This is a genomic window from Flavobacterium sp., from assembly GCF_031411595.1.
GTDB lineage: Bacteria > Bacteroidota > Bacteroidia > Flavobacteriales > Flavobacteriaceae > Flavobacterium.
On record NZ_JANOBI010000007.1, the window covers coordinates 1 to 14,446 of the forward strand.

General features: G+C 36.7%; 13 protein-coding genes. 2 read left to right on the forward strand and 11 right to left on the reverse strand.

The window, feature by feature from the left end; translation table 11 throughout:
• On the forward strand, window positions 1-1,349 hold a 1,349-nt coding region (locus RMO03_RS00925), incomplete at its 5' end, for a putative Ig domain-containing protein (protein ID WP_309640195.1).
• 68 nt (window positions 1,350-1,417) lie between these two features.
• Here the strand turns inward: RMO03_RS00925 and rfbD are convergent.
• The 8 genes from rfbD to RMO03_RS00965 all read right to left on the reverse strand — a co-directional run bounded on the left by rfbD (window position 1,418) and on the right by RMO03_RS00965 (window position 9,754).
• A complete protein-coding gene (rfbD, locus tag RMO03_RS00930; protein WP_309640196.1) occupies window positions 1,418-2,251 on the reverse strand; it encodes a dTDP-4-dehydrorhamnose reductase in 834 nt (277 codons plus the stop codon).
• On the reverse strand, window positions 2,248-2,796 hold the full coding sequence (gene rfbC / locus RMO03_RS00935) for a dTDP-4-dehydrorhamnose 3,5-epimerase (protein ID WP_309640197.1): 549 nt from the start codon (window positions 2,794-2,796) through the stop codon (window positions 2,248-2,250). Before rfbC ends, rfbD begins: the two co-directional genes overlap by 4 nt.
• Before the next feature lies 1 nt (window position 2,797).
• The gene (gene rfbA / locus RMO03_RS00940) at window positions 2,798-3,655 is read right to left on the reverse strand and encodes a glucose-1-phosphate thymidylyltransferase RfbA (protein WP_309640198.1); all 858 of its coding nucleotides are present in this window, start codon (window positions 3,653-3,655) and stop codon (window positions 2,798-2,800) included.
• Between the two features lie 11 nt (window positions 3,656-3,666).
• Entirely contained in the window at window positions 3,667-4,668 is a 1,002-nt protein-coding gene (locus tag RMO03_RS00945) for a hypothetical protein (RefSeq protein WP_309640199.1), read from the reverse strand.
• 38 nt (window positions 4,669-4,706) lie between these two features.
• Entirely contained in the window at window positions 4,707-6,398 is a 1,692-nt protein-coding gene (locus tag RMO03_RS00950; RefSeq protein ID WP_309640200.1) for a DUF6909 family protein, read from the reverse strand.
• A 109-nt stretch (window positions 6,399-6,507) separates the two neighbouring features.
• Entirely contained in the window at window positions 6,508-7,389 is an 882-nt protein-coding gene (locus RMO03_RS00955) for a carboxypeptidase-like regulatory domain-containing protein (RefSeq protein WP_309640201.1), read from the reverse strand.
• Window positions 7,386-8,879 (reverse strand): GH3 auxin-responsive promoter family protein, encoded by a 1,494-nt coding sequence (locus RMO03_RS00960; protein ID WP_309640202.1) that lies wholly within the window; start codon window positions 8,877-8,879, stop codon window positions 7,386-7,388. Before RMO03_RS00960 ends, RMO03_RS00955 begins: the two co-directional genes overlap by 4 nt.
• A gap of 5 nt (window positions 8,880-8,884) precedes the next feature.
• Complete coding sequence (locus RMO03_RS00965) at window positions 8,885-9,754, reverse strand: M23 family metallopeptidase (RefSeq protein ID WP_309640203.1); 870 nt, start codon at window positions 9,752-9,754, stop codon at window positions 8,885-8,887.
• Between the two features lie 193 nt (window positions 9,755-9,947).
• On the opposite strand from RMO03_RS00965, the gene tatA reads away from it, so the two are divergent.
• On the forward strand, window positions 9,948-10,133 hold the full coding sequence (gene tatA, locus RMO03_RS00970; RefSeq protein WP_309640207.1) for a twin-arginine translocase TatA/TatE family subunit: 186 nt from the start codon (window positions 9,948-9,950) through the stop codon (window positions 10,131-10,133).
• Between the two features lie 32 nt (window positions 10,134-10,165).
• On the opposite strand, the gene RMO03_RS00975 is transcribed toward tatA, so the two are convergent.
• From RMO03_RS00975 to rpiB, 3 genes are read right to left on the reverse strand one after another with little or no spacing between them, the layout of a single operon-like run.
• Window positions 10,166-12,289, reverse strand: coding sequence for a Tex family protein (locus RMO03_RS00975; RefSeq protein WP_309640204.1), 2,124 nt, complete (start codon window positions 12,287-12,289; stop codon window positions 10,166-10,168).
• A 15-nt stretch (window positions 12,290-12,304) separates the two neighbouring features.
• The gene (locus RMO03_RS00980; protein ID WP_309640205.1) at window positions 12,305-13,213 is read right to left on the reverse strand and encodes a cation diffusion facilitator family transporter; all 909 of its coding nucleotides are present in this window, start codon (window positions 13,211-13,213) and stop codon (window positions 12,305-12,307) included.
• Between the two features lie 3 nt (window positions 13,214-13,216).
• Window positions 13,217-13,645, reverse strand: a complete 429-nt coding sequence (rpiB, locus tag RMO03_RS00985; protein WP_309640206.1) for a ribose 5-phosphate isomerase B — start codon at window positions 13,643-13,645, stop codon at window positions 13,217-13,219.
• Window positions 13,646-14,446: the final 801 nt, after the last annotated feature.

Consider the following 14,446-nt stretch of genomic DNA (forward strand, 5'->3'; position numbering starts at 1 on the left):
ACAATTCCGGTGGTTCTACAACTTTCGATTTAGTAATTACTGTGAATGATCTTAAGCCAAGTGACTTAAATTATAACACTCCAAATGTGTTTACTAAAGACGCAGCAATCTCGAATCTAAATCCAAGTGTTTCTGGTGGAACGGTTATTAGTTATAGCATTTCGCCAAGCTTGCCTTTAGGGTTGAATTTCGACACGGCAACAGGAGCAATTTCCGGAACGCCAACCGTAATTTCGAGTGCGACAACTTACACCGTAACAGCGAACAATTCCGGTGGTTCTTCAACTTTCGATTTAGTAATTACTGTGAATGATGTGGCACCTAGTGCGTTGAGTTATAATTCACAAAACGTGTTTACCAATGGAACTTCAATTGTTAGTTTGTTTCCAATTGTTTCAGGAAGCGTTATCGATTATAGCATTACACCAAGTTTGCCTTTGGGATTGAATTTCGATACGGCAACAGGAGCAATTTCTGGAACGCCAACGGTGATTTCAAGTGCAATAACTTATACCATAACTGCGAACAATTCTGGTGGTTCAATAACTTTCGATTTAATAATTACTGTGAATGATGTGGCGCCTAGTGACTTAAATTATAGCACTCCAAATGTTTTTACTAAAGACGCAGTAATCTCGAATCTAAGTCCAAGTGTTTCTGGTGGAACGGTTATTAGTTATAGCATTGCACCAAGCTTGCCTTTAGGGTTGAATTTCGATACGGCAACAGGAGCAATTTCTGGAACACCAACCGTGATTTCAAGTGCGACAACATATACCGTAACAGCATACAATTTAGGTGGTTCTTCATCTTTCGATCTAATCATTACCGTGAATGATATCGCACCCAATATGTTAAGTTATACTTCGCCAAACTTATTTATTGTAGGAAATCCTATAGCGAGTTTATGGCCTTCCGTAATTGGCGATGTTATTGAATATTCCGTTAACCCTGCTTTACCTTTAGGTTTGTCATTAAATACAATATCCGGCGAAATTTCAGGAACACCAACCGCTATTTTTAGCACCGCTGTTTATACTGTAACCGCAACAAATTCTGGTGGTTCTATAGCTTTTGATATCGAAATTGCCGTTGACGAAATGCTAAACAACCATCAAAATAATTTTGAAAACATCACCGTTTACCCCAATCCTTTTGATAACATTATACACCTCAGCAGCAATGTCGTTGGTATTTCGTATCAAGTGTTTTCGATTGATGGAAAATTAATTCAAACAGACCAACTTCAAAACAATAAGATTGAATTTAGGGATTTACCAACGGGAATTTATTTATTGCAATTGTTTGCTGAAGGAAAAAGTCAAACATTAAAAATTATCAAACGATAAACTAAAAAACAACCACAAATTCACGAATTAAGCATCTAAAAATTCGTGAATTCGTGGCAACTTATTTATTACTGCTCTAAAGCAATATCCCAATGGTGTATCGAAACATGAAAGGTTTTTTTTATTTTCGATGTATCTAAAACACTATACGCTGGGCGTTTGGCTGGTGTTGGATATTGTGATGTTGGAATCGGTAATACGTTTGTCGAAATATGATTCCACTCGAAAATCTTTTTAGCAAAGCCAGACCAACTCGTGCTGCCTTGGTTGCTAAAATGATACATTCCGTAATCTTTACTTTTGCTTTGTATAATAGTCAGCAGCATTTTGGCCAAATCAATCGCGTGTGTTGGCGTTCCGATTTGATCCTCAACGATACTTACGGAACTTCTTTCTTGGGCCAACCGCAACATGGTTTTCATAAAATTATTTCCAAATTGCGAATACAACCAAGATGTTCTGATGATGAAATAAGCTTTCATGGTTTTGATTATGGCCAATTCTCCGTCGCGTTTGGTTGTTCCATATACACTTTGTGGATTGGTCATGTCGGTCTCTACATACGGTGTTTTTTTGCTTCCATCAAAAACAAAATCGGTAGAAATGTGCAATAAAGTCGTATGAAAACGTTGGCAAACCTCAGCCAGATTCCGAGCGCCATCAACATTAATCTGTTGCGCTTTTTCAGGCTCTGTTTCTGCTTTATCAACAGCGGTATAAGCTGCGGCATTAATGCAAAAATCGGGTTTGAGTTGGCTCCAAACCAGTTCTATTAAATCGGGTTTGGTAATATCAATTTCATTTGATGTATAAAAGTGAAATTGTATTTCAGCATAATCAGCTGCAATATGTCGCAAAGCCTGTCCTAATTGTCCGTTAGCTCCAACGACTACGACTATCATGATTTTCTGGATTTTTCGAAAGTAGGTTGAATGGCATCCTTTTCAGAAATAATCAAGTCGGTTTCCGAAAACTGCCAATCGATGTTGAGTGTTACATCATTATAGATGATACCGCCTTCGGATTCTTTGTTATAAAAATTATCACATTTATAAAAAATAGTCGCTGTTTCACTTAATACCAAAAACCCGTGAGCGAAACCTCTTGGCATAAAAAATTGCTTCTGGTTTTCAGCCGAAAGTACTATCGTAACATGTTGTCCGTAGGTTTTAGAGTTCGGTCGAATATCTACGGCAACGTCTAAAATTTCGCCTGATAAAACTCGAATTAACTTGGCTTGTGAATGTTCGCCAACTTGATAATGCAATCCTCTGAGCACGCCTTTGGAAGAAAAAGATTGGTTGTCTTGAACAAAATGAATGGTCTGTCCGGTTTTTTCATGAAAGGTTTTTTCGTTAAAACTTTCCATAAAATAACCGCGATGATCATCAAAAACTTTAGGCTCAATGCAGTAACATCCTTCGAGTTTAGTGGCAATAAAATTCATGTTATACGATGCTTAACAAATGGGCTCCGTAACCACTTTTGAGTAATGGTTGGGCTAATAATTTTAATTGTTCTGCATTGATGAAACCCATTCTGAAAGCAGCTTCTTCAATCGATCCAATTTTTAATCCTTGTCGTTCTTCTATGACTTGAACAAACTGCGAAGCTTGCATTAAAGAGTTAAACGTTCCCGTATCAAGCCAAGCGGTGCCTCTATCGAGTATGCTCACTTTGAGCTTGCCGCGTTTTAGGTATTCTTTATTAATATCGGTAATTTCCAATTCGCCTCTGTGGCTTGGTTTGATATTGGCCGCAATTTCCACGACATCATTGTCATAAAAATAAATGCCAGGAACGGCATAATTCGATTTCGGGTTTTCGGGTTTTTCTTCGATGGATAACACATTTCCATTGGCATCGAAATCAACGACACCATAGCGTTCGGGATCTTGAACATGGTAAGCATAGATAATTCCGCCATCGGGATTGTTGTTTCCTAAAAGCAAATCTGACAAACCTGTACCGTAAAAAATATTATCGCCTAGCACTAACGCCACTTTATCATTTCCAATAAATTCTTTCCCGATAATAAAGGCTTCCGCCAAACCATTCGGATGTTCTTGAACGGCATATTCGAAACGACAACCTAGCTTTTGTCCGTCACCTAACAATTGTTTGAATAAAGGCAAATCGTGCGGTGTAGAAATAATTAATACCTCCTTAATGCCCGACCACATTAGCGTAGAAAGAGGGTAATATATCATTGGCTTGTCGTAAATCGGCATTAATTGCTTACTTACGGCAAGTGTTAATGGGTGTAATCGCGTGCCTGATCCGCCGGCTAATATTATTCCTTTCATGAGTACTTCTTTTATATTTGCTCTTTAGAATAAATAGAAGATTGTTTTTTATAAAAATTAATGAATAGAAATATCATAAAATAAATAGAAACAAATAAAATCGGCAAGACAAATTTTAGTTTCCCATTGATTGATTTGGTATTTAAGATATTGATGGTGGTGCTATTTTCTTTTACAATTTTATCCGTGGTTTGATTGTCAAGTTTGATTCTCGATATTTCTGAAATTAATTCTCTTTTTGTTTGGATAATATCGCTAAGTTGTGTGTTTTCATTATAATAAATCAACTTGTCGCTTTTTAAATTTCCATTACTTTCTTTAGAAAAATTATTTAACAAACCATCAATCTGCTCAATGATGACCTTAGATTGCTCGATTTTGGTGTTGTTGTTTTGAATATATTCGTTTTTAATTTTGGTGTAATACTCATTGTCTTGCAAATATTTTAAAAGCGGATCTATGATTTCTTTTCTGCTGGTTAATGACTTTGTTGAAAATGAAATTTTATGAAATGCATAGTTCTTACTGGTCGTTTTTTCGCTAACGATGGTTTTAATATCACTGCTTTCTGCCAATAATTTTAATATCTGGAAATTTTGATCGTTATCTTTTGAAGAAGTAGTACTGATAAATTTATAAATATCAATAATGGGAGCAATTTGAATATTGGATATTTTAGAAGGATTTTGAATGCCTATTGATTTCAAAAATACTGTGTCTCTATCTTTTATTTTCGACTTTAATAATTCGATTTTAGAATAAACATAATCTGTCGATTCAAAATTCGGACGAACAATGATTTCGTTATTGTAAACTTTCTGATTGATATCCAAATAAATTCCAATGCCCAAACCAACTAAAATCAATATCCCTAAAAGCAGAATGTGTTTTATAAAAAATTGAATGATTAAAAAAATGGATCTATTGATCGATTTAAAAACACCGGAAATTTTTTTTGATAGTAATGCTAAATCTATTTCTTGACTTTCCTGAATTTTTTCGTTTGTGCTCATGATTATTTTAATTAATGTTTAAAATTGGTTCTTATCTCTTAATTTATGTTGAATATTTGTTCTAATATCTTAATGGTAATCAAATAAGTTGGTTTTACGCCTGTAGTTCCCAATCCGCCTGAAGCCAATGTACTTCCGGTTTCTAACGGATTATCAGAAGCATAATAAGCGTATCGAACTTTAACGTCGGGATTGATGCTTTTTCTGATTTTTGATGCCGATTGAATGGCTTTCTGATAATAAGCACCTTCCATTTCCAAACCAATAACGCCCCATGTTGAATCATGAAAAAACTTCAATAGATCCTTATTCTGCAATGATGTTCCTAAAACGGTAACCATTGGTCCGGCAAAAACAGGAATTCCGTTTCCGTCTAACATCGCAGCGGTTAATTCGTTTACAAACGGATAATTATCACCCGTTCCTTCGTTGATATGCGCCGACGGAATCATGATATCGCCTTTTCCGCCTTGCAAAATCCCTGCTTTACCCATAATCGAAACCGATTCGACATTCAGAAAAACTTTCTTGATTTTGGTTTCTTGGTAAGGTTTCAATAATTCATCAATGGTTTCATAAGCTTGTTCACCAAACGCATAATCCATGACAATTATTACAGGTTGTGCATCGCCGGTTTTAGCTTTCGCAAACGATGATTTTTTCCAATCGATTTTAGCCGTATCAAAAATCTGCACATCGATATTGGTTCCCGAAGTATCAGGAAGCGAGATCATACCGTGTTGTTTCGCAAAAGCAGCGACTTTATCTCTAACATCATGCGCGCCGGATTTGCTGAGTTCTTCGTAAATAAAGAAATCTTCCTTATCCTTAAACTTGGTTTTCAAGACATGCGTAGCGAAAATCGAATTCATGACACTGTGCATATTGGCACTGATAATGTGAATCGGTCGGTCTAAAAGTTGGTTTTGCATCAACACGTCTTTGATGTTGTTGGCCCAAATTTCACCGTGAATATGATGTCCCAAACGCTCTCTTAAAATCGGGCTAAAAGTGATGATTCTTTTGTTGTTTTCTATGACTTCTTCTAAAGCCAATTTGCCCAACCAATAAATCACGTGCAGAAAACGATCGGGTTTTTCGGAAGTTCCAAACGCATCGTAAATATCCAATACTTCAGCGAAAGTTCTTCCGAGAATATTGGCGGTATGTGAAATGGTTTTTTCTTTTTCAATCAGCGACAGCTTTACATTTTGCAAAACGGCTTGTTCCAATTTTTGCCAATCACGCGTCACTTCTCCGCTTTCATCAATCAGAATACGGTCTTTAATTTTATGTGATTCGATGAAAATAAACGTCAAATGCGTCAAAATATCATAAATGTCTGAACGACCGCGCGTAATTTCAACATTCATTTGTTCCTCATCGATGCGGTAACAATTTCTTCTTCTTTTGGGTGGAATAATCGCTTTGAAATGTGATTTCGAATAGCCTTCATCAGAAGTTAAATTGATGAAACGGCATTCTTCAATACCTACAGGAAGTCTTTCAATAACGTATAAAAGGCCGCTAAGTTCTACCTTTTCCTCGGCAATAGTTCCGTAAATTTCTGGTCGAAGCGACAATAATGCTTCGCGCAATGTTTCTCCCGAAACGCCCATCGGTTTGTAAAATCCACGATTGAATAAATGGCGCATCGTAATGTACAATTTCTCAACAGCACTAGATGATTCCTGTGCTCTTGATCGTACAATGTTTTTAATTTCTTTCATTAATGTTTGTTTTTTGTTTGTCGGTGTTACTTTCCTGAAAAACCCTTTCCAGGCCCTGACAATCTGGTTATTATTATTTATTAACCGGCAAATGTAAGGTTTTTATCTTTTAGTTGGTTAGAATCAGATTTATTGCTGGTTCATATACCGTCATTTTTTCTGTTGGTTCACTCTGGTTTTGCTTGGTTTGTTTGATCCATTTCCCGCCTAAAAAAGCAAATGTAAAATCTCTTTGCTGTGCAGCATACAATACAAAAGGATAATAGGTTTTTTGAATTTGCGTTGTATTGGTATTGGGATCCGATATCGTTTTTTCAAGTTTGTTCTTTTCAACAATCAGTTTTTCAAAGCCAACGAAAATACCTTGCTTGGGCATTCTCAAATTGAATTTCGTCACATTAAATTTCGTTCGCTTCACACCTTGACTAACCGAAACAATCAAATCCTTGCTAAGCAATTCATCGCCCGGAAAGCCATTCGCATCAACACTGTAAAAATGAATTTTAAAAGTGGCTTCCTCTATTTTGCTATCGGTCGATATCACCACTTGCTTGATAAATTTTGTCCTTTTATAAGATGGGAAATATGGGAAAAACTTTGTGTCGATTCTTGGCCCATTATCAAAAGCTTGTAAAATCTGGCTTTCCGTTTCACCTATTTCCTTTTGTCGTGTTTCAAATCTTTTCGAAATCACCACTTCATCAATTTGATACGCCATCGATTTTAAATAGACTTCCATGCCTTTCGAAATTTTAATCTTTTTCTTTTCAAAACCCAATGCGGAAAAAAAGAGATTTTTACTTTTCTCAGAAACATGAATCGTGAATGCACCGTTTTCTTCCGATGTCGTTCCGAGGTTTTCGTTCTCAACCGAAATGTTTACATATGGAATCGGTTCTTTGGTAATGCTGTCTTTTACAACGCCTTTAATCTGAGCTGAAACCGTAATGTTTACTAAAATCAACCATGCTAAAAAGATTTTTTGTTTCATGTCTGTTTGATTTTTAGCAAATCGACAATACTTCTGTCGTTGCTCAATCGTGGAATCTTATTCTGTCCACCCAATTTTCCAATCGATTTCATATAATCCTGAAATCCGTTTTTAGCAACCGAAGTAATCATCAAACTACGCAATACTTTTCCAACAATCAAATCATCGTAATACGCATTCTGTTTGCGCATGGCAGCATCGATAGCTTCTGCAAAAACAGTCATGTCTTTTGGTTCGTTTTCAAATTCGATGAACCATTCGTGATAAGGCAAACCTTGTGTTGGTGTAATTTGTGGCGCAACCGTAAACTCATTGATTCGGATTTCAGTTCCCACGATTGATTCTTGCAACGCATGTTCGACTTCTTTCCCAATTACATGCTCGCCAAAAGCCGAAATATAATGTTTGATTCTACCCGAAACAATCACACGATAAGGTTTTGTTGAAGTAAACTGAATCGTATCGCCAATATTGTAACCCCAAAGTCCCGCATTGGTCGAAATGATTAAAACGTAATTGACACCAATTTCAACTTCACCAATCGTATATCGGTTTGGGTTTTCAGTAAAAAATGCTTCGGATTTAATAAATTCATAAAAGATTCCCGCATTTAAAAGCAACAACATGCCTTTTTCTTTTTGTGAATCTTGGTACGCAAAAAACCCTTCTGATGCAGGAAACAATTCAATGCTATCGACTTTTCTTCCGATAAGGTTTTCAAATTTCGCACGATAAGGTTCGTAATTTACACCGCCGTAAATAAACAAATTGAAATTTTTAAAAATAGCACCAACCGCTTTTTGTTCTTTTTGCTGGAGCTTTTCAAAATACATTTGCACCCAAGATGGAATTCCTGAAATGACGGTCATATTCTCAGAATAGGTTTCTTGAACAATCGCATCAACTTTGGTTTCCCAATCTTCGATACAATTGGTTTCCCATGAAGGCATGCGGTTTTTCTGCAAATATTTCGGAACAAAATGCGCTACAATTCCTGACAATCTGCCGAGTTTAATCCCGTTTTTTTCTTCAAGTATTGGACTTCCTTGTAAGAAAATCATTTTCCCATCTACGAAATCTGCTTTTCCTGTTTCGTGTACGTAATGTAAGATGGCGTTTCGAGCAGCTTCTATATGAAAAGGCATAGATTCGGTCGTTAATGGAATGTATTTCGCACCCGAAGTCGTTCCTGAAGTTTTCGCAAAATATAACGGTTTGCCCGGCCAAAGAATATTCTCATCGCCTTTAACGACAAGGTCGACATAGCTTTTCAATGCTTCGTAATCGCGAATGGGAACTTGTTTGGCGAAATCTTCATAAGAATGAATCTCTGAAAAATGGTGGTCGATACCAAACTGCGTGGCTTTGGCTTTTTGAATTAAATCTTTAAAAACTTGATGCTGCGTTTCTATTGGGTTGTTTGCCCAACGTTGCGTTTTGCTGTAAATATACTTCGCAAATATTTTCGCGGCAATGGTTTTTATAGACATATCATTTATTCAAATTCGATGAATTGTGTAGGATCAATCGCATAACCGTCTTTCCAAAGTTCAAAATGCAAATGCACACCTGTTGATTCTTGCCCTGTCGAACCTGCCAAGGCAATGACTTCGCCAGTTCTAACGACATCGCCTTGAGATTTTGTCAGTGAATCTGCGTGTTTATAAACCGAAATAAATCCGTTGTTGTGTCGAATGATAATCACATTTCCTGTCGACGGCGTCCAATCGGCAAAGATTACAGTTCCGTTTAAGATGGCTTTGATCGGTGTGTTTTTCGCCAACGCCACATCGACTGCATAATGTTTATTTTTTGAATTGAATTTTTCAGTTATCGATCCTTTCGCCGGAGGAAAAAGCACGATACTAACTTTCGATTGTGCTTTTTCGAAAAGATTGTATTTGTCTTCTTTAGCCACTTCTTCTCGTAGTTTCAAATCGGCTTCGGAAGGTTTTGATATTTCACTATGGGTCGCTTCCGCTTTAGTGGCATAAATGGAATCTTTATTGAATTTTGCAAACTCCAAATCGCCTGTCAATACTTTTTTGATCGATGCGATATAGGCTTCATTTTTCTTCACGGCATTGGTTAGTGAATCTGATTTCAACGCCAATTCTGTCGCGTCTCTTTTGAGTTTGTCCGAAGCATAACCCGGAATGAATTCACGAAGCGGCGTAAAAGCGATGATGAAAGTCGTCATAGTGATGATTAAAACCGCGCCAACAGTGGCTACGACAAAGACATTCATCAAAGTCAATTTTAAAGAAAAAATTTCCTCGAACGAATCTTCATTGAGGATTACCAAACGGTTTTTGGTGAATAGTTTTTTCTTTATCAGTTGACGTTTGAGTCTTTTTTCGGACATGCGCTAAGTTTAGAATACAAATATAGAAATTATGTTAGTGTTGCCTTGCGGTTTGCGGCCTAAAATAGCTTCGAAACATTAACGCAATCAAATCACAAATATTTGCTAATGAATGAAAACAATTCCAATATTTTCTATTTATCTTTGCTCGAATATTATTACCAATTTTGCTTCGGCAACAAATTATCATATCATGGGAAGATTAGGTGTTACAGAAATCCTTATTATTTTGTTGGTGGTTCTTTTGCTTTTTGGAGGTAAAAAAATCCCGGAATTAATGAAAGGTTTAGGAAGCGGAATCAATGAATTTAAAAAAGCAGCCAAAGGTGACGAAGAAGAAAATGCTGCTGCTAAAAAATCAGAAGAAGAAACGAAATAAAAAATGTCCCGATTGTTGGGACATTTTTTTTGTTATAATACCATGCTCAACTGAATTCTCTTTCGTTCTTCATCAACATCGGTTACTTTCACTTCAACATGTTGGTGCAACTTTACTACTTCATTCACATCCGAAACAAATCCGGCTTTAAGTTGTGAAATGTGCACCAAACCACTTTCCTTAATACCAATATCAACAAAGCAACCAAAGTTCGTAATGTTGTTGACAATACCAGGCAAAATCATTCCGGTTCTAATATCTTTTATCGATTTTACATTCGCATCAAACTCAAAAACTTTGGCAGATTTTCGCGGATCCAATCCGGGTTTTTCCAATTCTTTGATGATGTCTTTCAAACCTAAAACGCCTATTTCTGCAGTGATGTAATTTTCTGGTTTGATCTGCGCCGTTTTTTCTTTATTGGCGATTAATTCATTCACAGAAATTTTCAAATCTTTCGCTATTTTTTCTACAATCGGATACGCTTCCGGATGCACAGCAGAATTGTCTAAAGGATTTTTAGCATTCGCAATTCTGATGAACGCAACGCTTTGTTGATAAGCTTTTTCTCCAAGACGTGGCACTTTTTTGAGTTGCTTTCTGTCTTCAAACGGGCCATTTTCTAAACGATATTGTACGATGTTTTCGGCAAGCTTCTCGCCTATTCCACTCACGTAACTCAACAATGATTTGCTAGCTGTATTGATATTAATGCCGACAGAATTCACGCATCGAATGACTGTGTTATCGAGTTCTTCTTTGAGTTTGGTTTGATCAACATCGTGCTGGTATTGTCCAACGCCAATCGCTTTTGGATCGATTTTTACGAGTTCGGCAAGCGGATCTGAAAGCCGTCTTCCAATTGAAACTGAGCCACGAACCGTCACATCAAAATTCGGAAATTCTTCTCGGGCTATTTTCGATGCCGAATAAACTGATGCGCCAGCTTCACTAACCACAAAAACTTGAACTGGTTTATCAAATGCAATTTTCTTGATGAAGAATTCTGTTTCGCGTGATGCCGTTCCATTACCAATAGAAATCGCGTCAATTTTATAAGCATTGACCATCGAACGGATTTTTTTCATCGCAATCGCATCTTCATGTTGCGGCGCGTGCGGATAAACGGTTTCGTTGTATAGTAAATCGCCTTTTTCATCGAGACAAACCACTTTGCAACCGCTACGATAACCAGGATCAATGGCTAAAATTCGCTTTTCACCCAATGGCGGTGCCAACAACAATTGACTCAAATTTGTAGCAAAAACCTGAATCGAATTCGCATCCGCTTTGGCTTTGGCTTCTTGTAAGGTTTCGTTTGAAATCGCCGGAACCAATAATCGTTTATAACTGTCTTCGACCGCCAATTGCAAATGAGGTGTAGAATCATTATTTCTTTTAATGATAGCATTTTCAATCGCAGTAATGGCTTCTTCGGGTTCTATTTCGATTTTAATTTTAATAAAACCTTCATTCTCGGCACGCAACATCGCTAATAATCTGTGCGCCGGTGCCTTCACTACATTCTCAGACCATTCGAAATATTGATTGAATTTTTGAGCGGCTTCATCGTCTTTTTTAGTTTTGACTACTTTGGTTGTAATCGTTGCGGTGCGTTGAAAAAGTCTTCTTAACAACTTTCGCACGTAAGCGTTTTCATTAATCCATTCAGCGATAATGTCTCGTGCGCCTTGCAATGCTTCATCTTCATTGACGACTTTGTCATTCAAATAACGCGACGCAATAAACTCGATATCGTCGTTGTTTTGCGCCATGATGATTTTGGCCAGCGGCTCGAGTCCGTTTTCGCGCGCTACATCGGCTTTGGTTTTTTTCTTCTTTTTATAAGGCAAATAGTAATCTTCGAGTTCTTGCAACTCGAAACTGTCATTGATTTTTTTAGCCAATTCGGGCGTCAAGGCTTGTTGTTCTTCGATTGATTTTAAAATGGCTTCTTTGCGTTTGACGATTTCTTCGTATTGTTTGTTGCGCTTGGCGATTTGTTCGATAAAAACTTCATCAAGGTTTCCGGTTTGGTCTTTTCGGTAACGCGCAATAAATGGAATCGTACAATCTTCGTCTAATAATTGAATCGTTTTTTGAATATTGATGGCGGAAGTAGCCACGGTAAGTTTGATAAAATCAATGTTTGTCATGATGAACTTGGAAATTTATTCCTGAATAATATAATCTTTAGTACAACTTTTTCCGAATTCAGGTTGAATCGTGCAATGGTTGATTTGAAATTCGTGAAACAACACTTCTTCAATCGTGTCGACTAACTTATTAAATTCGGTGATGGTCATATTTTCTTTGCAATCTAAATGCGCTTCGAAATGCAATTCATTATCATTCAAATGCCATAAATGAATATGATACAATTGGTGAATGCCGGTTTTTTGATGCACTGTTGCAACAATTTTATCAATCTCGAGATGTTGTGGTGTGAATAACATCAACATTTTTACTGAGGTTTTTAAAATATCGAAACTCATATAAATCAAATACAAAGCAAGTAAAAAAGTAAGTAAACTGTCTACCCAAAACCATTGAAAATAATACATCAAAATCCCACCAACCAAAACCGCTACCGAAGCCAACATATCGGTAAACAAATGAATGTAGGCCGACTTCATGTTGAGATTATGATCCGAATCTTTTTTGAGTAGGATGGCCGAAAAACCATTGAATGCAATACCAAGAACAGACAAAATGATGACTATTCTTGAATTGATTTGCACCGGATTGGAAAAACGTTCTACAGCTTCAAACATCAAAAAAACCGCAACAATAATTAAAATCGAAGCATTGATAAAAGCCACCAAAATTTCGGCTCTTTTATAACCAAACGTTTTGTGTTCCGTTGCTTTTCTTTTGGCCAATCGATGTGCGATTAAACTCAAAACCAGCGACAAGACATCACTAAAATTATGAAGCGCATCGGAAATCAGCGACAAACTTCCTGAAATAAAACCGCCGATGATTTGAGCAATCGTTATCGCCGCATTCAACACAATCGATACCGAAAGATTTTTATCGGTTACTTCATGATGATGGTGATGATGGTGGTCGTGAGCCATGAATTAACAAGGAATTTTATTGACACGATTCGTGTGTCTTCCACCTTCGAATGCGGTGTTTAGAAAAGTATCAACCATATCAACCGCTTGCGCAATAGACGTGAATCGCGCCGGAATACTAATAATATTCGCATCATTATGTTGGCGTGCTAAAGCGGCAATTTCTTTGGTCCAACACAAAGCAGCACGTACTTTTGGATGTTTGTTGGCCGTCATCGCAATGCCGTTTCCGCTGCCGCAAATTACTATACCAAAATCTGCTTTACCGTCAGAAACATCTTGCGCAACCGGATGTCCGAAATCGGGGAAATCTACACTATCGAAAGTGTTGGTTCCGTAGTTGGTTACTTCGTGTCCTTTGGTGCGAAGCATTTCGAGAATCGCATCTTTATAATCGGGTCCGGCGTGGTCGTTGCCTATGGCTATTTTCATAATATTGGTGTTGTGTTGTGAGGCAAATTTAATCAATCTTGGTGAAGTAATTCTTTTTTAGTGTCGTATAATCTTATTGATTGATGACTCTCGCGAAAAGGAGGTAAGTAAAAAAGCAATAAAGCGTTAAGGTTTTGAAAACCAATAGTTTTACTATTTACAAATCGTTAATTTTAGGTTATGTTAATAGTTTTTTCTAAACGCTTGATAGTCAGTTTACTTTAATTTAACATAAAATGTTTATAACTTCATATAGAAAATTAGAACTTTTTCTTGGTGGTGTCTTTTAAAATTGTAATGCAAAAATTGACATCAAAAAAACAAATTTAGTTGGCGGTTTTTTTAGAAAAGTTATGCGTAACATTTGAATCGTTGTTAACAAAAAACGAGAATGAACTTATCTACAAAATGACTTCGTTTTTGCTTGTGAACAACTGTTCATTGTTTTTTAATTTTGCTTCAAAATGAATGATTTATCCTCCGAAAAGTATGTTAACAAATCGTTATAAAAAAAGATAACTACAAAACCGTCATTCCCGAACGAAAGTTATTGTAACTATTAACACGCTATAATAACCACCATAAATTAATTTAAATTTCCTTTTTCTTTTTGTTGTTTTTAATAGTTGTTGAAAACTTTCAAATGATATTAAGGTTCGGGCGGTTTAATTCATCCAGGATTTCCCTTACTTTTTCTTCATCGGTAGGATGCACTTTCAATTGAATCCCGCCATAAGCAATACTTGCCAGCGGATCAATCGAAATCAGGTTCTCATTCTGAAACAAATACGGAATTCCTTC

Excerpts from the sequence above, each read along its gene's own strand:
- RMO03_RS00960 (WP_309640202.1), bottom strand. The coding sequence starts at position 8,879 with ATGTCTATAAAAACCATTGCCGCGAAAATATTTGCGAAGTATATTTAC.
- rfbD (WP_309640196.1), bottom strand. The coding sequence starts at position 2,251 with ATGATAGTCGTAGTCGTTGGAGCTAACGGACAATTAGGACAGGCTTTG.
- rfbC (WP_309640197.1), bottom strand. The coding sequence starts at position 2,796 with ATGAATTTTATTGCCACTAAACTCGAAGGATGTTACTGCATTGAGCCT.
- RMO03_RS00965 (WP_309640203.1), bottom strand. The coding sequence starts at position 9,754 with ATGTCCGAAAAAAGACTCAAACGTCAACTGATAAAGAAAAAACTATTC.
- RMO03_RS00945 (WP_309640199.1), bottom strand. The coding sequence starts at position 4,668 with ATGAGCACAAACGAAAAAATTCAGGAAAGTCAAGAAATAGATTTAGCA.
- RMO03_RS00980 (WP_309640205.1), bottom strand. The coding sequence starts at position 13,213 with ATGGCTCACGACCACCATCATCACCATCATCATGAAGTAACCGATAAA.
- tatA (WP_309640207.1), top strand. The coding sequence starts at position 9,948 with ATGGGAAGATTAGGTGTTACAGAAATCCTTATTATTTTGTTGGTGGTT.
- rpiB (WP_309640206.1), bottom strand. The coding sequence starts at position 13,645 with ATGAAAATAGCCATAGGCAACGACCACGCCGGACCCGATTATAAAGAT.
- RMO03_RS00950 (WP_309640200.1), bottom strand. The coding sequence starts at position 6,398 with ATGAAAGAAATTAAAAACATTGTACGATCAAGAGCACAGGAATCATCT.
- RMO03_RS00975 (WP_309640204.1), bottom strand. The coding sequence starts at position 12,289 with ATGACAAACATTGATTTTATCAAACTTACCGTGGCTACTTCCGCCATC.
- rfbA (WP_309640198.1), bottom strand. The coding sequence starts at position 3,655 with ATGAAAGGAATAATATTAGCCGGCGGATCAGGCACGCGATTACACCCA.
- RMO03_RS00955 (WP_309640201.1), bottom strand. The coding sequence starts at position 7,389 with ATGAAACAAAAAATCTTTTTAGCATGGTTGATTTTAGTAAACATTACG.